The following is a 25,137-nucleotide window of genomic DNA, read 5'->3' on the forward strand; positions in this document are numbered from 1 at the left end:
ATAGGATTGCGTGTGCCTTTTTAAAACACATCTTTTAATCCTAAAATTGAAAAAAATCAACAAAAACCATAATGGATGAAAAAGAAAATCGCCTAAAAATAACTTTTTAGACGACCTCTTTTCTATGTTTTATATCCTTGTGAAATTTAGTATTTACACAGATTGATAATACTCAAACGATTTAATTATTAATTCATCAGAAGCGATACAATTATACTTTGCATCTCCAATGGTATTTAATAATACAAAATAGATATTTCCGCTCTCGTTCTTTTTATCATGTACTAGAAGATCCATGATAGCTTTATGATCATTAGAATCGATGTCTACTTTAGGAAAAGTTGCTAATAGTACTTTGGTAATTTGATCTAACTCATTGTTTGTTAATGATAATAATTCCACAGAGATATAGGCTTCCATAATCATCCCAATTGCGATCGCTTCACCATGTAATAAAGTAGGTTTTTCTGGATGAGTGAGGTAAAAGGATTCTATGGCATGACCCAGTGTATGACCAAAATTAAGGTATTTACGAATATTTTGTTCTGTAGGATCCTCAAAAACGATTTTATTTTTAATTATGACAGAATCATAAATTATTTGATCAAGATCTGTTGTACTTAGTTTAGAAAGATCGTTTGTTCTATCCCAATATCCTTTGTCTTGTATAAGCCCGTGTTTTAAAACCTCTGCATAACCACTTCGCATTTGATCGGCAGGTAGCGTGCCAAGATACACTGTATCCACCAGCACCATTTCTGATTCACTAATAACACCGACCATATTTTTTAGGTTGCCTAAATCGACCCCTGTTTTTCCTCCTACAGAAGCGTCTACCATAGCCAACAAAGAGGTAGGGATATTGATATAACTAATCCCTCTTTTATAAGTACATGCAATAAATCCTCCCAAATCTGTGATAACACCACCTCCAAGATTAATCATCAAACTCTTTCGATCCATTCCTAAGTCAGAAAGTGCATTCCAAACACCACTACAAGTCTCGATGTTTTTATGAATTTCGCCGGGTTCAACCTCTATAATTTCTATGTCATACTCTTTTTCAATTTTACTCATAAAGAGCGGTAAACAATGTTCATGGGTGTTGGTATCTACCAAAATACATATCTTAGAATGATTTGCTTTTTCTAGATACGTATTTAACATGGTATAACAGTCTTCACCAAAATATACTACAGAGTCTTTTGAGACAATAGGTTTCATAATCATGTGTTAATTATCAGGCAGCGAAATTAAGCAGAATTTGTAATAAAATAAACTAGTAAGTTCTATATTTGCCAGATATTGCAAAATATACTAATGGGATACGCAATATTCGATCGTATTTTTATATAAAATTACAGATTTACTAATTTTTAATACTTATTTTGATGAGTCAAAACAACTTGTTTGATAACACAGAGACCGCATTTGCTTTAAAAAGTGATTCTGAGCTAGAAAGAGCTTATTTCTTATTTAAAATGATAGCAAATGAGCCATTGGTAAGAATTGGTACTGCTGTTACAAATTTTGCTATAAAAGCACATTTACCGGTTCAGGGACTTATTAGAGCGACTGTTTTTGATCATTTTTGCGGTGGTGTAAGTGAAGAGGATTGTATGCCGGTAGTAGATAAGATGTATTCAAAAAAAGTATGTTCTGTTCTTGATTATTCTGTAGAAGGAAAGGAAGAAGAAGCCCAGTTCGATGCTGTATTACATAAAACACTAGAGTTATTAGAATTCGCAGACGAAAAGGATGCAATGCCTTTTGGAGTATTTAAGCCTACAGGGTTAGGTAGGTTTTTAGTTTGGCAAAAGAAAACAGAAGGAACGCCACTTACAGCATCAGAAGAACAGGAGTGGGCTCGTATCGAAGAGCGTTTTGATGCGGTTTGTCAAAAAGCTTATGATTGTGATGTAGCAGTATTGATCGATGGAGAAGAAAGTTGGATGCAAGGTGCAGCAGATGAACTGGTAGCAAAAATGATGCGCAAATACAATAAAGAAAAAGCAATTGTTTATAATACGTTACAATTATATAGACACGATCGATTAGAATATTTACAACAATTACATGAAGAAGCTAAGGTATTTGGATTTAAAATTGGTGTAAAAATCGTAAGAGGTGCTTATATGGAAAAAGAGAATGATCGTGCTCGCGAAAAAGGGTATCCAACTCCAATTTGTAAGGATAAACAACATACCGACGAGAATTTTGATACTACAATGACCTATATTCTTAATAATATAGAAGATATTTCTGTGTTTATAGGTACCCACAACGAGAAGAGTAGCTATTTGGCGATGCAATTAATGAAAGAACGTAATATTGCCAAAAATGATTTTAGAGTATGGTTTGGTCAATTATTTGGTATGAGTGATCATATTAGTTTTAACCAGGCAGAATTAGGGTATAACGTTGCAAAATATTTACCATTTGGCCCTGTAAGAGATGTGATGCCATACTTAATAAGAAGAGCAGAAGAAAATACTTCGGTAGCAGGTCAAACCAGTAGAGAACTCAATTTATTGTCTCAAGAAAAAAAGAGAAGAAAATTGTAAAAGAGTACGAATTTGGATAGGTAAAAGTGTCAATAGGTAAAATAGTAATAAGTTATGAATCTAAATCAAATAACAGTTCCTGCTATTAATGTTGAAAAATCTATTACCTTTTATAAAAAACTAGGGTTACACTTAATTGTAGAGGCATTACCTCATTATGCTCGTTTTGAGTGTCCAAAAGGAAATGCCACATTTTCGATTCATCAGGTTGAAAAATTACCTAAGGGCGAAGGAGTTTATGTGTACTTTGAAACCGAAATACTAGATCATGAAGTAGAACGCCTGATTGCAGAAGGTATCATTTTTGACCAATTGCCCATAGACCAACGCTGGTTATGGAGAGAAGCAAGATTAAAAGATCCTGATGGAAATCTAATAGTTTTATATTTTGCAGGTGATAATAGAAAAAATCCACCCTGGCGTGTATGAGTATAATAGTATGTCTTTAAACTCAAATAATATTCTTTAAAACGTATGAGCGTTATCATTGATAAAAACTTTAAAAATCAGAGTTTTTCTGATCAAAAATTACCCTCAAAAGAATATGACAACTGTACTTTTGTCAATTGTGATTTTTCTAACACTAATATGTCTGTTGTAACTTTTTTAGAGTGCACATTTGATTCTTGTAAGTTTAGTGATGTAATGATGAAAGAAACTTCTTTTCAGGAAGTAATATTTATCAACTGTAAATTATTAGGGATTGATTTTAGCGTGTGCAACGATTTTTTATTTAGTGTTGTTTTTGAGCATTGTAATCTGGATTATATATCTTTTTATGGGTTTACTATGAAAAATACCCGTTTTATTGGTGGAAGCTTAAAAAAAGCAGATTTTACAGAAACAAACCTGACAGGAACTATCTTTGATAATGTTGATTTGGCTGATGCAGTTTTCGAAAAAACGATTGCAGATAAAGTTGATTTTAGAACAGCCAGAAACTTTTGTATCAATCCCGAAATAAACTCGCTTAAAAAGGCAAAGTTTAAAGTAGCAGACCTTGGTGGTTTATTATCGAAATATGATTTGGTTTTAGAGTAATGTATGTGATTGTTTAAACCCTATGCATCAAATATCTATTACAAAGAGATAAACTACCTGCTATAATTGGAAATGTTCGAAAATTGTTTAGCTTAAAATTGGGCTGCTATTTCTAAACTAAAAACTTTCTGTACTTCCCAATTTTATAATACTTTGACTTTTCATTGCTAAACGTAATGAATACAAGCTAACCAAAGAATTCTTTATGATTCTATCTTGGGGAACTTGTGAGAGTAAGGTTAAGAACTTCTTTTTTGTGTTTTATAATTTTTTGCAGTTTATACAATCATATTTGCAGTTTATACAATCATGTCTACGGTTTATGTAATTGGTCTATCTGTTTTGTAAACAATGGGTTATATTTAAAATAATTATTTATATAACTTTTAAATGATGAAAATCTGTTATTGTCTCTTTAAAAAATAATTGAATATTATTATTTGATAATATACAAATCAGAAATATCGTATTTCTAGAAGTATGGACATTATAAAAGAAACAATACATTTATAAAACCTGTCTTGTGATAGATTTTAAAATCTTTAATCATTTTTATTAACTTTTATTTAATTGTATAAAACCTTCTTAAAACCTCAAAACCATGTTTCTCAAGTTTGTTACTAAAAAAGAACAGTTAACTGTATTCTTATTAATTTCTTTCATTTTTGGAATAGGAATAAATAGTTATAGCATGAATAAGCAACTTATTCATAAAGAAGAAAAAGATAATAGTTTTTCCAAAAAGAAACGTATTCCTGCTCCTTGGGGGCTAAAAGCTTCTAATATAGGAACCACTTCATTAAAATTATCCTGGGAAAACCCTGAAAATGATATTCATATAAAAGAATATGTTGTGTATAGTAAATATGGTAAACTAGTGACTGTTAAAAAAGGTACTAACTTGGTTTACCTTACCAAATTGAAGCCAAGTACCAACTATGGATTTAGAGTATACGCTAGAGACGGTTACGGAAGAGAGTCTGTTAGTAGTAATGAGTTTTCTGTAAGTACTTTAGACGAAGATATACACCCTCCTTCTGTTCCAAGTGGTGTAAGAGTTTTGGATATTAGTGATTGCTCTGTACATTTGGTATGGGATACCGCCAATGATAATATCGGGATTAGAGAATATGTAATTCTTAATGAAGCAAGTCATGTAGTAGAATATACAACTACCAATACCTCTATTATTATTGATGGATTAAGAGAGGCTACCTACTACAAATTTAAAATATATTCAAGAGATATCTCTGGAAACTATTCAGCTCCAAGTACTCCTATAGAGATAAAAACAATTAAAAAAAATGATATTTACTCTCCTTCAATTCCATTTAATTTAAGAGTGCCTCATCTTTCTGAAACGTCTGCATCATTAGAATGGGAAACCTCAACAGATAATGTCGCCGTAGTCTCGTATAAAATATTTTCTAATGATAATCTTATTGGAACAACCTCAAATAATACCTTTACAATAAAAGAATTATTGCCAGGTAGTTCTTATAATATCAAAGTTGTTGCTGTCGATAAGGCGAAAAATTCTTCGATTCCTAGTAATACGGTAAGTATTATAACCTGTGGTGAAAAGGACACTGAAAAGCCATCTACTCCAATAGAACTTCAAGCATCAGATGTTACAGAAACCTCTTTTAAACTAAGTTGGAAAAAATCTACCGATAATGCTAAAGTAGTTAAGTATGAAATTTTTGAAAGTGGTATATTATTAGAAGAAACGACCGATAACTTTATTTATATTGATAATCTAAAAGCAAGTTATACTTATAATTTTAGTATAAAGGCTATTGACACTAGTGAGAATCCTTCAGAGGTTAGTAAGGTATTAGTTGTGAAAACAAAAGGCCAACCAGATGTAGAACTTCCATCTGTACCACAACAATTAAGAGCTGTTAATGTTACTGGAGATAGTTTGGTACTGACTTGGAATACTGCAAAAGATAATAGTGGTAAAGTATCTTATGAAGTATATAATTCTGAAGAATTGATTGCTAATATTAGTGATACATTTATTAGAATCTCAAAAAAAATAATGCCTTATAATTTATATGTTTTTAAAGTTTATGCTGTTGATTCTTATCGGAATAGGTCTTCTGAACCAGCCTCGATTTGGGTGTGGACTCGGGAAATCGATGATAATGTTTCTCCTACAAAACCACTTGGTTTTGGGGTGTCTAATGTTACAACAAACGCAGCGAGTTTATCCTGGTTACCGTCTAAAGATGATGTTGGAGTTATAGAATATGCGATCTATGATCAAAATGGTAATTTTGTAATTAGAACCAATAATACTAATGTAACTATTAGTAACTTATCTTCTAATAAAACGTATTCATATAAAGTATTTGCTCGTGATCATGTGAATAATTGGTCAGACTCTAGTGATTTAGTTTCCTTTACTACAGCTAAAAAGGATAATGAGGATTATGAAATAGATAGACCATCAGCACCAATAGGACTTAAGGTTGTGCCTATCGATTTAAATAATTTTCAAGTATCTTGGGAAAAAGGCGATAGTAACGAAGAGGTTGCCTCATATAAAATTTATAATGACCTTCCTTTTTATGATGATGGGTTTATAAAATCAGTAAATGGAGATGAAACAACTACTGATATAAATTTTAGAAGTAGAGGAAGATCTTTCACCGTAAAGGTTTATGCAGTTAATAGGTTAGGTAATATTTCGACTCCAAGTAATGCATTTCTTGTAGAGTTTGATGATAACATAGTTGTAGATAATGAGAAGCCATCTGCTCCTACTGATCTAAAAATAGTAGATGTAAAAGAAGAAACGTTTACGCTTACATGGACAGCATCTACGGATAATCAAGGAATTTCAAAATATGATGTATATATAAACCCGGGAGTAGGATTAGTTGGCTCAACCACCAGCACTGAATTAGAAATAGATACTAGTATTTTAGCTCCTGGAGTAGAGTATCAATTTTTAGTAAAAGCATTCGATACAAGTAATAACAGTAGAATTTCTAAAGTATTAAAAGAGACCATCCCTGGAGAAAAAGAGACAGAAGTTCCTACAACCCCGAAAAATTTAAGATTACATAATATTGAGAATGGTAATCGAGTTATAATCGTCTGGGATAAATCTACTGATAATTATATAGTAAATGGGTATGAAGTTTACATTAATGAGGAATTGTTTCCTGACAACAGTGCATGGCCTTCTAGGAATTTAGAACTAAAAAAGAATACACAATATAAAGTTTATGTAAGAGCCGTAGATATTTCTGGTAATAAATCAGATAAAAGTAATGTGATAACTTTTACAACATCAACAGAAGACACAGAAAAACCTTCAGTTCCTAGTGGATTTAAGGTAGTAGGAACTTCGAATAGTTCGGTATTCATAACATGGGATAACCCAAAATTAGAGGAAGGTGTGCGTAATCACTTGATTTTGGATGAAAATGATAAAATAATTGCAAGAACATTCAATATCTTTAGTATTAGTAATTCTTTAAATATTAAATTACCTAAAGAAACATCTTCTTACAACCTAAGAATTGTTGCTGTAGATATGGCTGGTAATAGATCAGAACCTTCTAATGCAATAATTGGTGAATTAACTTGTTTTGAAGATAATGAACGACCAACAACTCCTAAAAAACTTATAGGATCAAAAATTGTTACAACAGATTACAGTATTTTTTTGGGATTAACCAGAGAGAAAATTATTGTGGATTTAGCATGGGAAGCATCAACTGATAATGTTGGGGTAGTAAGGTATCAGTTGAGTTATGGACCCGAAGCAAGGACTCCAGGAGTTTTTTTACAAGGAACAAATGCTAAATTTAGCATAATAACTGGAGGTATTAATATCAAATCATTTTCAATTGTCGCTATTGATGCTGCTGGTAATAAGTCATTACCTGCAATTATTTATTTCGATGAACCAGAAGAAATAAAAGAAAATATTATTGAAGAATCTAAAAAAGCATATAATGATGATCTAGTATCAAGAGATAATGTTGTTGTATATCCTAATCCTGCAACAAATTTGTTATATGTGGATATGAAAATCCCTGATTATGCAAGCTATCCATATGAAATTATTAGTTTAAGCGGACAAAAGCTACTTTTTGGCAAGTTGTATAATAATGAATCTATACATATTGATGGGCTAATTAATGGAATGTATTTGTTAAAAATTCAAACAGAGAAAAGCGTTAAGATCTTTTCCTTTTTAAAAAAGTAACTAATCATATATAGGTTTAAAAATTATAGAACATTTCTTTTGTCTATAACCTGTGTTGGTTAAAAAGAAGATTAGAGAATGAAATAACAGTATTGAACTCTACAACTTAGACGATGTAACAAAGTAAAAAATATAAGTTTCTAAAAAATAGCCTTTTCGGTATATGAAAAGGCTATTTTTTTAGAACAAGATTTATGTTATTCGTAACTCCATTTAAAATCCCATATAGGTGTTTTATTGGCTAGATGTTCTACAAAATAATTCCATTTCTTTTTAAGAAAATACTTTCTGGATTTCCCTCGATATTGATGCCTCTGGCTAGGTAATATTAGCAAATCAAAATCTTTATCTGCTTTTATTAGCGCTTCAGCAAATTTATAAGTGGCCGATGGGTTTACATTTTCATCTATGCCACCATGTACTAATAACAGTTTTCCTTGTAGGTTTGCTGCATTAGTTACGTTAGAAATAGTATGGTATGTACTATCTACTGGCCAACCTTGATACATTTCTGGCCACCAGGCCTTTTCCATTCTAAAATCATGATCCGCAGAGCTAGACACTCCTACTTTGTAAGTTTCTGGGAAAGCCAACATGGCTCTACCTGTATCATATCCTCCTGCAGAATGTCCAAATACTCCCGCTTTATCAGAATCAATCCATGAATACTTACTTCTTAAATGTTTAATAGCAAGTGTATGGTCTTTTAGGTTATTTTGCATGTTTTTGTAGGACTGATTTTGAAAATCTTTAGAGCGACCATAACTTCCTAAACCATCCACAACCATTACCACAAAACCTAATTCTGCCAAAGATTGTCTGCCAAAAATCCCACTAAAAGACTTAGGGAACAATTGAGTATGAGGTCCAGAATAAGTCGCATCTATGATAGGATACGATTTTGATGGATCAAAGTTAGAGGGTTTCCATAAGGCGCCATATATAGTGGTTTTACCATCTTTAGCAGTTAATTCAAATACTTCTGGAGCTGTCCAACCTTTAGAAGTTGCGTACGATACATCTGCTTTTGTTAACTCGGTAATAATTTTTCCTGAATCCGATGCTCTTAATACGGTAGTAGTAGGGATGTTGATCGTAGAATAATTATCTACAAAATGTTTTCCATCTTCAGAAAAAGATACAATATGATGCGTTTCTTCAGGAGTTAATAAAGTAACCTTTCCATCTAAGGTAGTTTTGTAAAGTTTTTGGTGATAAGGATTACTTCCTTCTTCTTTTCCAGAAGCCATGAAATAAATAATTTCATTTTCCTCATCAATATATGGGATCGAATTTACAAAATACTCTCCGTTGGTTAAAGATGATGAATTCCCAGTTTTCATATCTACCAGGTACAATTGTCTCCACCCGCTTTTTTCTGAGAAAACAATTATTTTTTCACTCTTTTTCATTTGTACATATGAAAAATTACCAATATTGGTTTTGCTCTCATCTGTAAATAAAGGTGTTGATGTGTTGGTGTTTAGGTCGATAAGAAATAAATGTTCTTTTTTAAATCCTCTTTCCTGATATCCGCCAATAATAACTCCAGATGTATTGGTCCACTCAGAATATGCATCGTTGATATGAGTGTTCTTAGGCAATGTTGTTTTTACTTCTTTTTTGGTTGCTACATTAAAAAATACAGGTTGGGTGTGTACCATAGTAGTATCTCCAGGAGAACCTCTGTAATAAGAAAGAAGTTTTGGTCTATATAGAGAGTCGATGCTAAAATCTAATAAATACATTTTTTCTGCATTTCTAAGGTCTACCACATTAGTAGTTATCCATTTAGAGTCTTCCGACCAGTTTACATAAAAATGTGCTGGACGCTCTCCATTTTCTCCTTCAATGGTATCATACCATCCATACCAGGTTCCGTATTCATATCCTTTCTCACCATCATTAGTCAATTGGTACTCTTGATTAGATGAGGTAGATTTAATGTACAAGTTGTAATCTCTGGTAAAAGCAACCCATTTTCCATCGGGAGAAACACTTTCTAAAGGATTTCTAGTTTCTTTTTTTACTTCTTCCTCCTTAGTTACCTGATACGTCTTAATATCTAATAGATACCCTTTGTTTTCGAAGTTAAAAGATAAATTTCCGTTTTCTTTTAATTGAATATTTGAAACAGAAATATCATTTTCTGTTACTTTATTCTCTGTTAATGTATCTAAAGCATTTGCTAGTTTTTGATGATCAAATAATAATTTTGATTCGTTGTCATCAAAATCGACGGTTTTATACATTTTTCCTTTTTCACTATGTTCTATAAACCATAGTCCAGAATTATCTGTAAACCAATTTACAGATGTGTAAAGATTAAAAGCTGTTTTGTTATTGTAATTATCATACATATAACTTACTGCATTTTGATATTCCTTTTCTGTAATACTATTTGTTTTCTCTTTACATGAAAAAACAAACAATACACTTAGCAATATTGACAATGTTTTTAAAAATCTCATTTCTTATATTTTTTACTTAAAAACGGTAATAAATTAGTGTTGTGTAGTGCTATAACACGCTCCAAAAGTGCGAATATTCCCTTACTTTTAAAACCTAAATCTGATTTAAAATTTTATAAAATGTTAAAATTCGGATTGTATTCGCAAAAAAAGTGATGTTTTTACAGGAATAATGAGTAGTAATTTTGAAACTAAAATTGCAAGAATTTTTCGAAGTTATATAGGGCTTTCTTTTGGTTTATATATCAAAACTGTAAGTAAGGGTAATTTTATTCATAACAATTTGAAAAAGAAATCAAATCGTTATTTTGATGTAAAAGACGATCTTAAAAAGTACAACTTTTGGCTACTTTTTTGTGCCAATATTACTTCTCTTTCTCTTGATCTTTGTATCGTACTTTCTTTGTTAAAGTAATATCAGTACCATGAGTTTTAACAAATAGTAAAATCAATAAACTCAACATGTAGTACTCTGTTTTTTCTTTTGTAAAGAAAGTCGCTTTAAAAGTTTAATCATTAAAAAATCAAAATTATGCGTTTTATAACTCAAAAAATACATTCGTTTTTAGATTACCCCTGTTGCGATAGCATTAGTAGTACTTCCTTTTGTACTTGGATTAGGTGATTCCCACCCTATGGCTTTAAAGATATCGGTTGCTAAGGGAATTGCAGCATTTGTTTTAACTATATTAACCGACCATCAATTAGGGTTGTTTAGAATCATTCCTTATCAAGTTCATTTGATGGTAGATTTTTCTGTAGCAATCATATTTATTTTAGCAACTTTTATATTCTCTTTTAAAGGTATAGATGCTTATTACTATTGGATTAATGGTGCTGCTGTACTTACTGTTGTTGGTTTACATAAGCCAGCAAGAGTTGTCTGATTTGCCTTTATTTTATAAAATAGTATGGTAACTTTAAGTGTGAATTGGTATTAATTAATAAGTTGATATAATTTATATATATGAAAGCGCAAGTTAATCACTTGTGCTTTTCTAGTTTAACAACTAATTTTTTAAATTAAGGTTTTATTTATAATATAACTTTTGATACTGTTAAAATAAAACTCTCAAAAAAGGTGTTATATTATAACAGTTTATCAAGAAAGATAAAAACTTTAAGTAAGTTAAGAGAGTAGATTTTATAACGCTAAATGCTATTTATTATATGGATTATAGAATGGTTGTTGTTTTAAATGTTTTTATAATTTCTTTTTTTGGGTGTTCAAAGAATGATGAAAATACTTCTGAAGCTACTCAACGAAATTTTAATATGGGATTTACCACTTGGAGCTATGGCCCTAATCCAGAAGATGTAGCAGTAACTTATGAATTTATAAAAAACAATGCAGATATTTATACAGAGCATATCGATTATCACATTCCTTGGGATTCCTGGATTAATGATTTGCCACTTCCGGCAGAATTTACAGGAGAGATTGCAGGTAGAGTGCAAAGAAAAATAGAAGATAAACAATTATTACTTTCTGTTGGTTTACTTAATTTGGATCGAGATGAACTTACAACCGATTATAATGATATTGTACCAAGCTATACTGGTTTGAACGATGTTCATATTGAAGATGCATATTTTAAACATGTTAAATACCTGGTTGACCAACTGAAACCTGATTTTTTAGTAATTGCGATAGAAGTAAATGAACTACGTCTAAAAGAAGAAGGTAAATGGCAAGAATATACCTTACTGATTAAAAATGTAAAATTAAGAATCAAACAACTATACCCTAACCTTAAGGTATCAGAATCTATTTCTTTGCATAATTTATATAATCCGACTATAATAAACCCTAATGTTTATATCGATGAAATGATTGATTACATGAATCAATTAGATTTTGTAGCAATTAGCTTTTATCCTTTTTTGAAAAATCAACATTCAGAAAGTGAATTTCAGCAAACTTTTGATTTTTTACATAAAAAAATTAACAGACCGATTGCCTTTGTAGAGAGCGGGCATATTGCTGAAGATTTATCTGTTTCGAGTTTCGATGTATTTATTCCGGGAAATGCAAAGGAACAAGATACATATTTGAAAACACTATTTGCTAATGCTAGAGAACAAGATTATGAGTTTGTGATTTGGTGGGCCTATAGAGACTTTGATGCTTTGTGGGAAACGTTTCCTGATGATAGAAAAGACCAAGGTAAATTATGGAGAGATGCAGGGCTTATTGATGAAGAAGGGAAAGAACGAGAAGCGTTTGTTACCTGGAAAAGTGTGTTGAGTGAAAAGTAATATTTAATGCAATACCAACTATAAAAGTACCAATAATAAACTCTTCATTGTATATTAGTTTTGTAAGGGGTTTTAAAAGTTATTATAAATGAAACTCTTTTGTAATCAGTAATTTATACTAAAGAGTCGGTAAAAACCTTTTTTGGGGATTAAATTCATAGTAGTTTTTTTGTTTTGTTAATATTACTGCTCGGTATACTAGCAACCACTATTATTTATGATGGTTGATCTTAAAATGTTTTGAGATAAATTGAGGATATTGGCAATGTCGATGATCGAGGGTTAGTGGTTATTGATTTTGTTTTAATGTTTTGAAAACTGTTACCATTCGATGTATTACTTCTCTTATTTCTTCTTCGTTTAAAGCAGCAAACCCCATCCGAACCCCGTTGTGCCCAGAGTTATCATTGTCGTAGCGTCTCCAATCGGGATTAATCGTTAGATCATATGCTCTAGCTGTTTCACATACTTGATCCCAATGATAAGATTTGTTGAGTTTTACCCAAACTGCCATACCACCATTAGGAATATCAAAACTAAAATAGTTGCCGAGTTTCTCTTTTAAAAGTGAACAAAACAAATCTCTTCGTTTTTTGTAAATTTTAATCACCTTATTACTATGACGTTGCACATCTCCAGAGCTTAGCATCTGGGCAAGTACCTGTTCTAATATAGTATCGCCTTGTCTGTCTATAATTGTTCGTAACCTTGCCGCTTCATCTATAAAATCTTTTGGAGCGATCAAGTATCCCACACGCATGGCGGGGGCTATCATTTTAGTAAAACCACCAATATAAATTACGTTTCCATTAGTATCATTACTTGCTAGAGGAAGAATAGGAGCATTGGTGTAATGAAAGTCATAGTCATAATCATCTTCTATTATTGCAAATTGATGTTGCTGCGCTTGTTGTAATAAATGCATACGTCTTTTGGCAGAGAGTGTTACTGTTGTAGGATGATGATGATGAGAGGTTACATAGATCGCTTTAATGTCTTTGGTTTTGCAAAGTGTGGCTATCTCATCGGTATCCAATCCTTGATCATCTACTATTACCTGTTCTATACTGCCACCAGCCTCTTTAAAAGTATCATCTGCAGTCATATAATTTGTGTTGCCGACAACAATGGTGCCTTTTGGATGAAGTAACAATTGACTTGCCAGATAAATTCCCATTTGGCTTCCTCGTGTGATTAATATATTATCTGTAGTAATATGTAATCCTCTGGTTTGATTTAAATAGGTTGCCAGGTTCTTTCTTAGTTCAAAATTTCCATAAATAGAGCTATACTTTAACAAATCTTTATGGTGACTCTTTTTTGTTATGTTACGATAAATTTTTGCTATTTCATCAATAGGTGCTAATCGATGATCTGGTGCTCCATCACCAATACGTAATATTTTTTTATCGTTCACAGCAATCGATTTAAACATGAGGTGAGGGCGCATGTAAAAAGAAAAACCACTTTTATTCTTTAGGTAGTTTTGATTAGTATCCAGATCAATTTTTTCTGGATTAACTATAGGTAATGAAGCCGTTACAAAGGTACCCCGTGAGGGAACGGTTTCTATCCAACCCTGAGAGATAAGTTCTTCGTAGGTGGCAATGACTGTTTTACGGTGTATATTAAGGTCTTCTGCCAATTTTCGTGAGCCAGGAAGTTTTGTAGCTGGAGGTAGTTGACCAGATTTTATAAAACCAATTATCTGATCACATAATTGTAAATACAAATTACGATTCGTATTGCGAACAAGAGAAATATTATTTTTAAAAGGAAACAAAACCGGACTATAGAATATTTAAAAACTGGATCAGTATAACGAACCATAAAACTACTACTTTTGAAGTAATTAAACAATCGAATGATGACAAAGTATCCGGTTTCAACATTAAATAAGGTAGTTAGGGGACCAAAAAGAGCGAATTATGATGTTAAAGCTATTAATGCCATTTTAGACGATGCATTTTTATGTAATGTGGGGTATGTTTGGGAAGGTAAAGCGATTGTGATTCCTATGGCTTACGGGCGATCCGAAGATAAAATTTATATACATGGATCTTTAAAAAATAGAATGATGCTTTCTTTGTTAGCCGCAAAAGAAGCGAGTCTTTCTGTTACGCATCTCGACGGATTAGTTTTAGCGAGATCAGCGTTTCATCATTCTGCAAACTATCGTTCGGTTACTGTTTTTGGAAGCGTAAAAAAAGTAGAGGAACCTACAGAAAAAATGAAAGCATTGGAATGTATCTTAAATCATATGGTACCTGGCCATTGGGATAATATTAGGCAGCCAAATGAAAAAGAGTTTAATGCAACGCTGGTTATCGAAATAAGTATGGATATGGCTTCTGCAAAAATAAGAGCAGAAGGTGTGGTAGATGAAAAAGAAGATTATGAATTACCCATATGGGCAGGTGTTGTTCCTTTAAGACAAGTTGCAGAAACTCCTATTTCTGACAAAGACTTGCAGGAAGGTATGGAGATTCCAAAAGCAGTGTTGGAATATGTTGAAAAATGGAATACTATTTAAATGCAGTAGTACAATGAATCTACCTCAGAGTGATTTATAAATATCATCAATCAAAAAACGAATTATGTTAACAGAAGAAATAATCAGGTATATCGAGAGAAGCGTTTTATGTTGGTTGGCAACGTCATCAAAAGAGAATATGCCTAATGTTTCTCCTAAAGAAGTGTTTACATATAGTGACACTTCTACCATTCTGGTAGCTAATATAGCTTCTCCACAAACCGTAAAGAACATAAGGCAAAATGAAAAAGTGTGTATTAGTTTTATCGATGTTTTTGTTCAAAAAGGGTTCCAATTAAAGGGAAACGCGCGAATTGTAACAAAATCAGAGACAATTTTTACTGAGTTAGAAAAGCCATTATTGCAAATTACACAAGGTAAATTCCCGTTTTCATCAATCACAGAAATAACAATTACAGAAGTTAAACCGATTATAGCGCCCAAATATATACTGTATCCAGAAACAACAGAAAGACAACAGATAGAAAGTGCTATAGCAACGTATCAAAAACAGCAAAAGCGATACGAGTAGTACAATTAAGATGAATCACCAGTAAATTATTGAGTATGTTAGAAATGAGACCTTCTTGCGAACATTGCGATAAAGCGCTAGGCAACGAAAGTGAAGAGGCAATGATTTGTACTTTTGAATGTACTTTTTGTCAAGATTGTGTACATACAATTTTGCATAATGTTTGTCCGAATTGTGGAGGCGGTTTTGAAAAGAGACCGACCAGACCAGTCGCTTACTTGAAGAAATATCCAGTAAGTACCAAAAAAGTATATAAACCTGTACAAGAACATTTGTTTAAAGTACTACTAAAAAAGTTTAAAAATACGAACCCAAGAAAAAGATAGGCCTATGGTCACTATAAGAGTGATAACGATAGCGTAAAATAGTCTATAAAACTTGCTCATAGATCAAATTATGATAACAATACGATTAGCCAACACCAATGATGCGGCATCAATCGCTGTTCTTGGTAAAAGTACATTTGATATATACTACAGACACCTTTTTGAAAATCAAGAGGATATAGATGCATATTTAACAAATGCATTTAGTCTTGAGAAAATAAATAATAGTCTTGCCAATACAAAGAACACGTACTGGATTGCAGAAGATGTTACTTCTAATTTAAAAGTGGGATATGCAAAACTTCAGTTAGATGCTTCTACTAATATAATTGGTAATGGGAAAGGTTGTAAGTTACAGCGCATTTATATTTTACCGGGTTTTGAATCTTCTGGAATAGGAATGCAATTGCAAAAATTAATAGAGAGAGAGACGGTTAATACCGGTAATGAATATGTGTGGCTTTCAACTTTAAAATCAAATAAAGGAGCAATGTGTTTTTATGATAGAGAAGGGTATACCATTATAGGGGAAGATCAATATACTATAGGAGAACAAACTTTTGATCATTGGATATTTGCTAAAAAATTGATAAATACCCCATGTAAAAACTAAAAATAGAATATTCAAAGTAATTGAAAACAGAAAACAAATGAGCATAACAATAAAAAAGGTAAGTATTGAAGAATTAGATTCATTAGTAGACCTCTTTAACCAATATATGATTTTTTACAAACAACCTTCTAACAAAGAGAAGTATAAATCATATTTAAATGACCGCTTAAAAAATAAAGAGGCTACGGTTTATATCGCTTTGGATCCTGGTAATAACCCTGCTGGATTTGTATTAAATTATTATTCATTTAGTTCGGTGTCTCAAGGCAAAATTATTGTTTTAAATGATTTATTTGTTGCACCAGAATACCGTAAAAAAGGAATAGCAGAACTATTGATCAATGCTTCTTTTGGTTTGGCAAAAGAGGTCGGTGCGATTAGAGTAGATTTAGGAACTGCAAAAGATAATTTTACAGCGCAACGATTGTATGAAAAAATTGGATTTGTAAGAGACGATGAGTTTTTTGCATATAGTTATCCTATAGAATAAATAAGAGATATAGTGTATGGAAATAAAGGAATTAGAAATCTATACGTCAAAAATAGATGATCAAATCAAATTTTATCATGAAGTGTTAGAATTAGAAATGATAAAGAAATCTGGTTCTTCTGTTTCTTTTAAAATCGGAAATTCTATTTTAAAATTAAGCTGTCGAAAGGAATGTACTCCATATCATTTTGCAATTAATATTCCTTCAAATAGAGAAAAACAGGCTCTACAATGGCTAAAAGAAAGAGTAAAGGTGCTTACTTATGAAGGAATTGAGACCCAGTACTTTGATTTTTGGGATGCATATGCTATTTATTTTTATGATACCGATAAAAATATTTTAGAGTTTATTGCAAGAAAGAAGATGCAAAAAGATTCTGAAACAAAATTTGATAACAACTCCTTGTTAGGGATAAGTGAAATAGGGATACCTACATCTAGCATAGTAAATGAATATCAAATTTTAAACAACTCTACAGGTGTCAATATTCATTCTGGTACGTTAGAAAAGTTTTGTGCAGTAGGTGATGAGAATGGACTTTTTATTTTGATAAACAAAGAAATAAAAAAGTGGTTTCCAACTATGGATGTGGCAATGTCTTCAGATTTTAGGATCAAATTTTCAGAGAAAGGGAAGGAGTATATGTTTACTTATGAAAATGAGAAACTGCATCGAGTAGATTAGTTTTATATAATAAATGACTTATTTTACCAATCTATATAAGCCAACTATTGACTTACTAATTATTTATTATATACCTTCGTGATAGTTAAATAATATATCGCCTAATTAATACTCTTATGAATATTTGATGCAATTTTCATAAGAGTATTAATTAGGTTTATTCTATTTGTATTCATGTTTTAAATAAAGGTACTCTTCAATAATGAATTATTTTTATAAAGTATTTGTTACCCTGTATTTCTTGTTAAATAGTTTTCTCTTTTTTGGGCAACAAGAAGAATTTAGGAATCTAGAAAAACAATTCTATGATATTGAGAATGAATCATCAGAAATGGCATTGCAACATGCTAAAAAGATGATTAAGTATAGTTTGAAGAATAATAACAAGACGTATCTGGTTAGTAGTTATGTGAAATTAGCGATGGTTTATGAGAATTTGACAAAATCAGATTCAGCATTAGTGTTTTATGATAAAGCTTTAGACATAAGTAGAGAAGTTAATAATGATACTTTGTTTGCTTATTCTGTAACGAGTATGAGTCAATTGAATAGTGTTCGTGGCAATCAAGATAAAATAGTTAGCTTAATATTTGAAGCACTAGATAAGTTAGAAAATAATCCGGATCCGCAGTTTAAACACAAACTTTATTATAAACTTTCAGAAGTTCATCGAGAACTAAAGACATTTGATAAAGCCAAACATTACTTAGAAATTATTGTTAATGAATCAAAATTAGACAACATTTTGGCGGCAGCATATAATTCTCTTGGTTTGATACAATATCAACAAGGAAAATACAAGAAAGCAAAAAAGAATCTTTTGGTAAGTCTAGATTTATATAGAAAATTGAAAGATAATTATAATGCTTGCAGTATGCTGGTGAATATTGGTGCATTACATTATCAATTAGATGAGTATGAGAAAACTAAAAAATATTGGATAGAAGGAAAGGATATAGCGAAAGCATCTGGGTATATGAATTTGTACAGTATGATGTTAACAAATTTATCAGTTTTGTTATATGATCAAAAAGAATATGACGAAGCACTTGTATATTTAAAAGAGTCTGAAAAATTAGCAGAAGATACAGGTAACTACCAAACACTTTCAAAAATAGCAGTTGGCTTAATTGAAGTTTATGTAGCAAAATCTGATATGAAAAAAGCAGATTTATATATTACTAAATATAAAAATGCAGTTGACAGTTTGTATCAAATAGAAAGGAATGCAAAAATATCTGAGATTGAAACTAAGTACGAAACGTCAAAAAAAGAAAATGAAATAGCTCGTCAGAAAGAAATAGTTTTTAGACAAAAGTTATATATAATCATTACCATTGTATTAGTTGTATTACTTAGTGTTATATTGTTATTGTATAAGCAGCGATTGAAAAATCAAAGATTATTGTTTCAACAACATAAAGAATTGAATGAAGAAAAGGTTAAGAATTTATTAGAGATGCATAAGTTTCAAAAGACTAAGGCTTATGTTGATGGACAGAATAAAGAAAGAGAAAGAATTTCTAAAGATTTACATGATGGAGTTGGTGGTAGTTTGGCGGCTATAAAAATGCAATTGAATAATGTGAAGGACAGTATACTAGGTGAGTTGCAGCCTATAATTTCTACTTTAGATTCTACATATAATGAAGTTAGATCTATTTCGCATGATTTAATGCCAAAAAGCATTAATAACTTTTATTTTGTTGACTTAATAAAAGAACTCATAGAGTTTTCTATACATCAAGACTTGGATGTTAAGTATTATATACATCCAGAAAAAGAAATTAATGATATACCTAAAAGTATTCAATTAGTAATTTATAGAATAACTCAGGAGCTTATTACAAATATATGTAAACATGCAAATGCTAGTGAAGTTTTAATCAACTTAACCATTCATGAAGGTGAAAAGAAAATAAACATGATCGTTGAAGATAATGGTAAAGGGTTTGATATTAGTAAGATTAATTATGGGGTAGGATTAAGAAGTATAAGGCACAGAGTTGCAAGTAATAATGGTTTAATAGAAATAGATTCTCAACGTAACAAAGGAACTGTAATTTGTTTTGAGTTTCCATTAGAATAGAATTTTGTTAGAAAAAGTAAAAGTCTAATAGAGGTTTGTGATTTTTATAGAATTTATTTTTGCTTCAGTATCACAGTTTTCTATAAGTAGATCAATACTCTTTTCTTTAAACAGTCCTTCAATAAAGTATATTTTACAAGAATCAAGCTCTGTATTACTTTTAGAAAAGTTAACATCTCCCTTTTTTAATATACTGGAAATATCGGCAGTATCAATTTGATGAATTTGCATGGTGCTACGAGCATCTTCAGAAAAAATACGTTTCTTAATTCGTATGCTTTTAAGAACTCTTGCATCGGGACCATAATCGCAAGAAGTTTTTTTACCTCCCAAAAAGAAAAATAAGAGAATTAATCCAATTCCGAACCCACCTAAGTAGTACAGTAATCGCTGTGCTAATTTCATAAACTTAATACACTAATTTATGGGATCAAATGTAAGTAAAGTTTCAAATAAAATTCTCTTGTTTCTTCACAAAGTTTTTGTAGTATATTTTATGGGAATTCTTTTGGTTTTAGATCGATGCAATACTTTTATAGAATAAGTAAATTAATATCTCTATAAGATAAGTCAAACCAATCTGCAATCGACTTATTCGTTAGGATACCTCGATAAAAATACAGTCCATTTTTAAGACCACGATCAAATCGTACCGCATTTTCTATACCACCTTCTTCTCCTATCTGGAGTAAGTACGGAGTAAAAATATTACTGATCGATAAAGATGATGTTCTGGCATATCTAGAGGGGATATTAGGCACACAGTAGTGTGTTACGCCGTGTTTTTCGAAGGTAGGTTGGTCGTGAGAGGTAACTTCACTGGTTTCAAAACATCCTCCCATATCAATACTTACATCGATAACGACAGCGCCCGTTTTCATACGCTCTATCATAGTCTCATTTACTACAATTGGAGCACGATTTTTTCCTCTAACGGCGCCAATTGCAACATCGCATCTACGCAATGCTTTAAGAAGGTTTTTGGGTTGAATGGTGGAGGTGTATAGGGGTCTTCCAACATTCGTCTGTAAACATCGAAGTTTGGTAATAGAATTATCAAAAACCTTTACATTGGCTCCTAACCCTATAGCCGATCTGGCGGCAAATTCCCCAACAGTCCCAGCCCCAATAATAACGACTTCTACAGGTGGTACACCACTAATGTTCCCCATCATTAATCCAGGTCCCATAGTATTAACACTACTCATTAATTCGGATGCAATGAGTACTGCGGCGGTACCTGCTATTTCACTTAATGCCCTTACAGCAGGGTAGGCCCCGTCTGCATCTCTTATAAACTCAAAACCTAAAGCAGTTATTCTCTTTTTGGCAAGTTCCTGAAAATATTTTTTGGATTGTGTTTTTAATTGTAATGCAGATATTAATACAGTTTGAGGATTTATATGTTCAAGCTCTTCTAAAGAAGGTGGCTCTACTTTTAATATAATAGGGCAGCCAAAAACTTTGCCTTTATCATTTGTGATCTCTGCACCAGCTTCGCTATAATCTCGATCTGTAAAACTAGCATCAAGTCCAGCATTGGTTTCTATCAGGATTCTATGTCCGTGTGCTGTAAGTGCAGCAACGGCATCAGGAGTAAGACATACTCGTTTTTCTTGATAATGGGCTTCTTTGGGTATACCAATAAAAAGCTTTCCTTTTTTGCGTGCTACCTCGATCATTTCTTCTTGTGGTAACAACTGTTCTTTGGTAAAAGGAGAATTTGATGTATTCATTTGTGCAAAATTCATTAATCCAAATTACGAATAAAAAAGCTAAGAAAACAAGTACCTTAACGTATTTGGTTCTTATTTTGATGGTGTTGTCTTGCTAAAATGTTAGAATTCGTTTGTTTCCGTCTACAATTTTAATCTTTATTCGAGTACTGTTTTCTGGTAACAAACCTGCTACATTTTCTGGCCATTCTATAAAAATCCATTCATTAGAATCCAAATATTCTTCAAACCCAATTTGATATGCTTCTTCTTCATCGTTTATACGATAAAAATCAAAATGGTATATTAATCCATCATTACTTTCATATTCATTAACTAATGAATATGTTGGACTAGAAATAACACTTTGCACGCCAAGATGTTTGCAGATTTCTTTGATCAAGGTTGTTTTTCCTACTCCCATTTCGGCTTCGAAAAGCACAATTTTCTCTTTAATGTTGGATATTATTTTATTGGCAACATCAGGAAGATCTGTTAGGGTGTATTCTATTGTCATTTTAACCAGAAATTTATCTATTTATGAAATTGTGCAATTAAATAAAAGTGGTTCATATAAGCAATAATTTAAGCCAATTAAAAATGGTTGTTTGGTTTAAATTATTGCTTATACGCTCTCTAGATTTATTTTATCTGGGGTTTAATACAGCAAATGGGATGATCATTTCTTCTAAGGATACTCCACCGTGTTGGTAAGTATTTCTATAATAACTAACATAGTGATTGTAGTTGTTCGGGTATGCAAAGAAATAATCACCCTTTGCAAAAATGAATGAACTACTCATGTTTATAGATGGTAAATGTATAGACTTAGGATCAACAGCTTCTAAAACCTCACGACGTTCATAGGTAAGGCTTTTTCCTGTTTTATATCGTAGATTAAGACTGGTATTTTTGTCACCTATTACTTTAGAAGGGTTTTTTACATTGATCGTACCGTGATCGGTTGTAAGCAGTAGTTTGAATCCTAATTGCTGTGCTTGTTGGATCATTTCTAACAAAGGAGAGTTTTTAAACCAACTTTGAGTGAGAGATCTATAGGATTTATCATTAGATGCTAATTCTTTAATTACCTCCATCTCCGTTTTACTATGAGAAAGCATATCAACAAAATTATAAACGACAACAGTTAGATCATTGTCCTTTAGTCCTTTGAAATTGGCAGCAAGTGTTTTTCCTGATTTCTCATTTGTGATTTTATAATACTCATGCTTTATGTTTAACCCCAATCTTTGTAATTGCGCAGTCAAAAAATCATTTTCATGCATGTTTTTTCCTCCTTCATCAGTGTCGTCTAGCCAAAGATCAGGATGTCTTTTCTTCATTTCTGATGGCATTAAACCCGAGAAAATCGAATTTCTTGCATATTGAGTAGCAGTAGGGAGGATGCTGCAATAAGAAATTTCTTGTTCTTTTTTGTAGTAATTATTGATGATAGGCTCAAAAGCTTTCCATTGATCATACCTTAAATTATCAATAACCACTAATAAGGTAGGCTGATCTTTACTAATTTCGGGAACTACTTTTTCTTTAAATAGGGTATGCGACATGATAGGAACATCATATTTTCCGCTAAACCAATCATTGTAATTCTTATCAATAAATTTAAAAAATTGGGTGTTAGCTTCTACTTTTTGAGATTCTAAAATTTCAAACATCCCAGAATCTTCAATATCCTCTAATTGTAATTCCCAATAAATTAATCGTTGATAAAGCTCGGCCCATTCTTCATACGAATTGACCATTGCCATATCCATAGCAATTTTTCTAAACTCCTGTTGGTAGCTTGATGTTGTTTTTTCTGAAACCAATCGAGAGTTATCTAGATTTTTCTTTAAACTTAGTAGTATTTGATTTGGGTTTACTGGTTTGATGAGGTAATCGGCTATCTTACTTCCTATAGCTTCTTCCATGATATACTCTTCTTCACTTTTGGTGATCATAACTACAGGAACACTATCTTTCTTTTCTTTTATTTCTGATAATGTTTCAATACCAGAGAGGCCAGGCATATTTTCATCAAGAAAAATAATATCAAAATTAGTGTCATCTAATATATCCAAAGCTTCTGTACCACTCTGGCATTTTGTAACCTCATAATTTTTCTTTTCTAAGAATAAGATGTGAGGTTTTAGCAAATCTATTTCATCATCTACCCATAATATTTTTATTTTACTCATTAATTTTTAATTTTTAATAATATTAATTAATACGTACTATTTGTTTAGTTATATTTTTAATTCGAAGTTTTGATAGCTTAAAATCTATTTCGAAATTTTCATATGCCAAGCATATATGTATATTTGCTCCCGTAAAGATAAACTGAACTTGAAAAAAAGAAATAAGCTCAAAATATTAAACGACCCAATTTACGGTTTTATTACGATACCTAATGAACTAATTTTTGATTTAATAGAACATAAATATTTTCAAAGGTTACGTAGAATATCACAAATGGGGTTGTCTTATCTAGTATATCCAGGAGCGCATCATACCCGATTTCATCACGCATTAGGATGTATGCATCTAATGCAAAAAGCCGTGAGAGTGCTTCGTTTTAAAGGGGTCACTATTTCAGAAGAGGAGGAAGAAGCTCTTTATGTTGCTATTCTATTACATGATATTGGGCATGGCCCTTTTTCGCATGCTATGGAACATAGTATCGTGAACGAAGTGAATCATGAATCCATTTCTCTTATGCTTATGGAGAAGATTAATAAAGAGTTTAACGGTAGTTTAACACTTGCGATCGCTGTTTTCAAAGGAGAATATCATCGCGACTTTTTACATCAGTTAATTTCTGGCCAATTAGATATGGATCGGTTGGATTATCTTAAGAGAGATAGTTTTTATACGGGCGTTTCAGAGGGTAATATTAATAGTGAGCGTTTAATAACAATGTTAACTGTTGTTAATGATTCTTTGGTGGTAGAAGAAAAAGGTATTTACTCTGTAGAAAAGTTTTTACTTGCCAGACGTTTGATGTATTGGCAGGTTTACTTACATAAAACAAGTTTGGTAGCAGAAAACTTATTGATTAGAGTGCTTCAAAGGGCAAAAGAGTTAGTAGAAAAAGGACATAAATTAAAAGCAAGTAATGCTCTATTGTTTTTTCTTGAAAATAAAATTACCTCTGATAATTTTAGCTCAGAAGTTTTAGAAATATTCTCAAAATTGGATGATTATGATATTGTGATGGCAATGAAAGAATGGATGAGTTCTGATGATTTTGTTTTGAGTAGGTTATCATCCATGATTATTAATAGGGATTTGCTTAAAATAAAAGTTAAAAAAAGATCGTTTTCAGTTAAAAAAACAGAAAAGCATATCGAAAAAATAAAGTCTACCTATAAAATTTCGGATCAAGAAGCTCGTTATTTTGTGTTTGATGGAATGATTTCCAATCAGGCATATCATATTAATAAACAGAATATAAATATTTTATATAAATCCAGAAAGATTGTTGATGTTGTTAAAGCAAGTGATCAGTTTAATTTGGAAGCATTATCAAAACCCGTTACAAAATATTTTATGTGCTATCCAAAGCATATAGATTAATACATTTTTTATACT

21 protein-coding genes are annotated in these 25,137 nt (G+C 31.5%); 14 read left to right on the forward strand and 7 right to left on the reverse strand.

Features of this window, described 5'->3' with window-relative positions; translation table 11 throughout:
• Positions 1-153: 153 nt before the first annotated feature.
• Positions 154-1,224 (reverse strand): 3-dehydroquinate synthase, encoded by a 1,071-nt coding sequence (gene aroB / locus ABW636_RS00005; protein ID WP_367587890.1) that lies wholly within the window; start codon positions 1,222-1,224, stop codon positions 154-156.
• Positions 1,225-1,391: 167 nt separating this feature from the next.
• On the opposite strand from aroB, the gene ABW636_RS00010 reads away from it, so the two are divergent.
• From ABW636_RS00010 to ABW636_RS00025, 4 genes are all read left to right on the forward strand, one after another.
• Entirely contained in the window at positions 1,392-2,564 is a 1,173-nt protein-coding gene (locus tag ABW636_RS00010; RefSeq protein ID WP_367587891.1) for a proline dehydrogenase family protein, read from the forward strand.
• 54 nt (positions 2,565-2,618) lie between these two features.
• Positions 2,619-2,993 (forward strand): VOC family protein, encoded by a 375-nt coding sequence (locus ABW636_RS00015; RefSeq protein ID WP_367587892.1) that lies wholly within the window; start codon positions 2,619-2,621, stop codon positions 2,991-2,993.
• A 45-nt stretch (positions 2,994-3,038) separates the two neighbouring features.
• The gene (locus tag ABW636_RS00020) at positions 3,039-3,605 is read left to right on the forward strand and encodes a pentapeptide repeat-containing protein (protein ID WP_367587893.1); all 567 of its coding nucleotides are present in this window, start codon (positions 3,039-3,041) and stop codon (positions 3,603-3,605) included.
• 601 nt (positions 3,606-4,206) lie between these two features.
• Positions 4,207-7,833 (forward strand): fibronectin type III domain-containing protein, encoded by a 3,627-nt coding sequence (locus ABW636_RS00025; protein WP_367587894.1) that lies wholly within the window; start codon positions 4,207-4,209, stop codon positions 7,831-7,833.
• Positions 7,834-8,030: 197 nt separating this feature from the next.
• Here ABW636_RS00025 and ABW636_RS00030 read toward each other — a convergent pair whose 3' ends face one another.
• A complete protein-coding gene (locus ABW636_RS00030; protein ID WP_367587895.1) occupies positions 8,031-10,304 on the reverse strand; it encodes a S9 family peptidase in 2,274 nt (757 codons plus the stop codon).
• A gap of 635 nt (positions 10,305-10,939) precedes the next feature.
• Between ABW636_RS00030 and ABW636_RS00035 the strand changes: the two genes are divergently transcribed.
• Together ABW636_RS00035 and ABW636_RS00040 are read left to right on the forward strand one after the other, a co-directional pair.
• Entirely contained in the window at positions 10,940-11,191 is a 252-nt protein-coding gene (locus tag ABW636_RS00035) for a hypothetical protein (protein WP_367587896.1), read from the forward strand.
• A 283-nt stretch (positions 11,192-11,474) separates the two neighbouring features.
• Positions 11,475-12,563 carry a glycosyl hydrolase 53 family protein gene (locus ABW636_RS00040; RefSeq protein ID WP_367587897.1) on the forward strand — a complete coding sequence of 363 codons (1,089 nt, stop codon included), beginning with the start codon at positions 11,475-11,477 and terminating at the stop codon, positions 12,561-12,563.
• 289 nt (positions 12,564-12,852) lie between these two features.
• On the opposite strand, the gene pdxR is transcribed toward ABW636_RS00040, so the two are convergent.
• Positions 12,853-14,295, reverse strand: coding sequence for a MocR-like pyridoxine biosynthesis transcription factor PdxR (gene pdxR, locus ABW636_RS00045; protein ID WP_367587898.1), 1,443 nt, complete (start codon positions 14,293-14,295; stop codon positions 12,853-12,855).
• A 132-nt stretch (positions 14,296-14,427) separates the two neighbouring features.
• Between pdxR and ABW636_RS00050 the strand changes: the two genes are divergently transcribed.
• The 7 genes from ABW636_RS00050 (at position 14,428) to ABW636_RS00080 (ending at position 19,831) form a co-directional block, all read left to right on the forward strand.
• On the forward strand, positions 14,428-15,096 hold the full coding sequence (locus ABW636_RS00050; protein WP_367587899.1) for a pyridoxamine 5'-phosphate oxidase family protein: 669 nt from the start codon (positions 14,428-14,430) through the stop codon (positions 15,094-15,096).
• 64 nt (positions 15,097-15,160) lie between these two features.
• Positions 15,161-15,628, forward strand: coding sequence for a pyridoxamine 5'-phosphate oxidase family protein (locus tag ABW636_RS00055; RefSeq protein ID WP_367587900.1), 468 nt, complete (start codon positions 15,161-15,163; stop codon positions 15,626-15,628).
• Between the two features lie 35 nt (positions 15,629-15,663).
• Positions 15,664-15,954 (forward strand): DUF1272 domain-containing protein, encoded by a 291-nt coding sequence (locus tag ABW636_RS00060; protein ID WP_367587901.1) that lies wholly within the window; start codon positions 15,664-15,666, stop codon positions 15,952-15,954.
• Between the two features lie 70 nt (positions 15,955-16,024).
• Entirely contained in the window at positions 16,025-16,567 is a 543-nt protein-coding gene (locus ABW636_RS00065) for a GNAT family N-acetyltransferase (RefSeq protein WP_367587902.1), read from the forward strand.
• A 37-nt stretch (positions 16,568-16,604) separates the two neighbouring features.
• Positions 16,605-17,057, forward strand: coding sequence for a GNAT family N-acetyltransferase (locus ABW636_RS00070; RefSeq protein WP_367587903.1), 453 nt, complete (start codon positions 16,605-16,607; stop codon positions 17,055-17,057).
• A 16-nt stretch (positions 17,058-17,073) separates the two neighbouring features.
• On the forward strand, positions 17,074-17,742 hold the full coding sequence (locus ABW636_RS00075; RefSeq protein ID WP_367587904.1) for a VOC family protein: 669 nt from the start codon (positions 17,074-17,076) through the stop codon (positions 17,740-17,742).
• A 202-nt stretch (positions 17,743-17,944) separates the two neighbouring features.
• A complete protein-coding gene (locus ABW636_RS00080; protein WP_367587905.1) occupies positions 17,945-19,831 on the forward strand; it encodes a tetratricopeptide repeat-containing sensor histidine kinase in 1,887 nt (628 codons plus the stop codon).
• Positions 19,832-19,855: 24 nt separating this feature from the next.
• Here ABW636_RS00080 and ABW636_RS00085 read toward each other — a convergent pair whose 3' ends face one another.
• From ABW636_RS00085 to porX, 4 genes are all read right to left on the reverse strand, one after another.
• Entirely contained in the window at positions 19,856-20,236 is a 381-nt protein-coding gene (locus ABW636_RS00085; protein WP_367587906.1) for a hypothetical protein, read from the reverse strand.
• Positions 20,237-20,364: 128 nt separating this feature from the next.
• Positions 20,365-21,567: an alanine dehydrogenase gene (locus tag ABW636_RS00090; RefSeq protein WP_367587907.1), complete on the reverse strand. Its 1,203-nt coding sequence runs from the start codon at positions 21,565-21,567 to the stop codon at positions 20,365-20,367.
• 94 nt (positions 21,568-21,661) lie between these two features.
• The gene (gene tsaE, locus ABW636_RS00095; protein WP_367587908.1) at positions 21,662-22,063 is read right to left on the reverse strand and encodes a tRNA (adenosine(37)-N6)-threonylcarbamoyltransferase complex ATPase subunit type 1 TsaE; all 402 of its coding nucleotides are present in this window, start codon (positions 22,061-22,063) and stop codon (positions 21,662-21,664) included.
• A gap of 130 nt (positions 22,064-22,193) precedes the next feature.
• Complete coding sequence (gene porX / locus ABW636_RS00100; RefSeq protein ID WP_367587909.1) at positions 22,194-23,744, reverse strand: T9SS response regulator signal transducer PorX; 1,551 nt, start codon at positions 23,742-23,744, stop codon at positions 22,194-22,196.
• A gap of 148 nt (positions 23,745-23,892) precedes the next feature.
• On the opposite strand from porX, the gene ABW636_RS00105 reads away from it, so the two are divergent.
• The gene (locus ABW636_RS00105) at positions 23,893-25,122 is read left to right on the forward strand and encodes an HD domain-containing protein (RefSeq protein WP_367587910.1); all 1,230 of its coding nucleotides are present in this window, start codon (positions 23,893-23,895) and stop codon (positions 25,120-25,122) included.
• Positions 25,123-25,137 lie beyond the last annotated feature (15 nt).

It is taken from the genome of Aquimarina discodermiae, from assembly GCF_040786235.1.
Lineage (GTDB): Bacteria > Bacteroidota > Bacteroidia > Flavobacteriales > Flavobacteriaceae > Aquimarina.

Excerpts from the sequence above, each read along its gene's own strand:
- ABW636_RS00030 (WP_367587895.1), bottom strand. The coding sequence starts at position 10,304 with ATGAGATTTTTAAAAACATTGTCAATATTGCTAAGTGTATTGTTTGTT.
- ABW636_RS00055 (WP_367587900.1), top strand. The coding sequence starts at position 15,161 with ATGTTAACAGAAGAAATAATCAGGTATATCGAGAGAAGCGTTTTATGT.
- ABW636_RS00035 (WP_367587896.1), top strand. The coding sequence starts at position 10,940 with ATGGCTTTAAAGATATCGGTTGCTAAGGGAATTGCAGCATTTGTTTTA.
- ABW636_RS00050 (WP_367587899.1), top strand. The coding sequence starts at position 14,428 with ATGATGACAAAGTATCCGGTTTCAACATTAAATAAGGTAGTTAGGGGA.
- ABW636_RS00025 (WP_367587894.1), top strand. The coding sequence starts at position 4,207 with ATGTTTCTCAAGTTTGTTACTAAAAAAGAACAGTTAACTGTATTCTTA.
- ABW636_RS00065 (WP_367587902.1), top strand. The coding sequence starts at position 16,025 with ATGATAACAATACGATTAGCCAACACCAATGATGCGGCATCAATCGCT.
- ABW636_RS00060 (WP_367587901.1), top strand. The coding sequence starts at position 15,664 with ATGTTAGAAATGAGACCTTCTTGCGAACATTGCGATAAAGCGCTAGGC.
- ABW636_RS00020 (WP_367587893.1), top strand. The coding sequence starts at position 3,039 with ATGAGCGTTATCATTGATAAAAACTTTAAAAATCAGAGTTTTTCTGAT.
- porX (WP_367587909.1), bottom strand. The coding sequence starts at position 23,744 with ATGAGTAAAATAAAAATATTATGGGTAGATGATGAAATAGATTTGCTA.
- ABW636_RS00075 (WP_367587904.1), top strand. The coding sequence starts at position 17,074 with ATGGAAATAAAGGAATTAGAAATCTATACGTCAAAAATAGATGATCAA.
- ABW636_RS00070 (WP_367587903.1), top strand. The coding sequence starts at position 16,605 with ATGAGCATAACAATAAAAAAGGTAAGTATTGAAGAATTAGATTCATTA.
- ABW636_RS00085 (WP_367587906.1), bottom strand. The coding sequence starts at position 20,236 with ATGAAATTAGCACAGCGATTACTGTACTACTTAGGTGGGTTCGGAATT.
- ABW636_RS00015 (WP_367587892.1), top strand. The coding sequence starts at position 2,619 with ATGAATCTAAATCAAATAACAGTTCCTGCTATTAATGTTGAAAAATCT.
- ABW636_RS00040 (WP_367587897.1), top strand. The coding sequence starts at position 11,475 with ATGGATTATAGAATGGTTGTTGTTTTAAATGTTTTTATAATTTCTTTT.
- aroB (WP_367587890.1), bottom strand. The coding sequence starts at position 1,224 with ATGAAACCTATTGTCTCAAAAGACTCTGTAGTATATTTTGGTGAAGAC.
- ABW636_RS00010 (WP_367587891.1), top strand. The coding sequence starts at position 1,392 with ATGAGTCAAAACAACTTGTTTGATAACACAGAGACCGCATTTGCTTTA.
- ABW636_RS00080 (WP_367587905.1), top strand. The coding sequence starts at position 17,945 with ATGAATTATTTTTATAAAGTATTTGTTACCCTGTATTTCTTGTTAAAT.
- ABW636_RS00090 (WP_367587907.1), bottom strand. The coding sequence starts at position 21,567 with ATGAATACATCAAATTCTCCTTTTACCAAAGAACAGTTGTTACCACAA.
- tsaE (WP_367587908.1), bottom strand. The coding sequence starts at position 22,063 with ATGACAATAGAATACACCCTAACAGATCTTCCTGATGTTGCCAATAAA.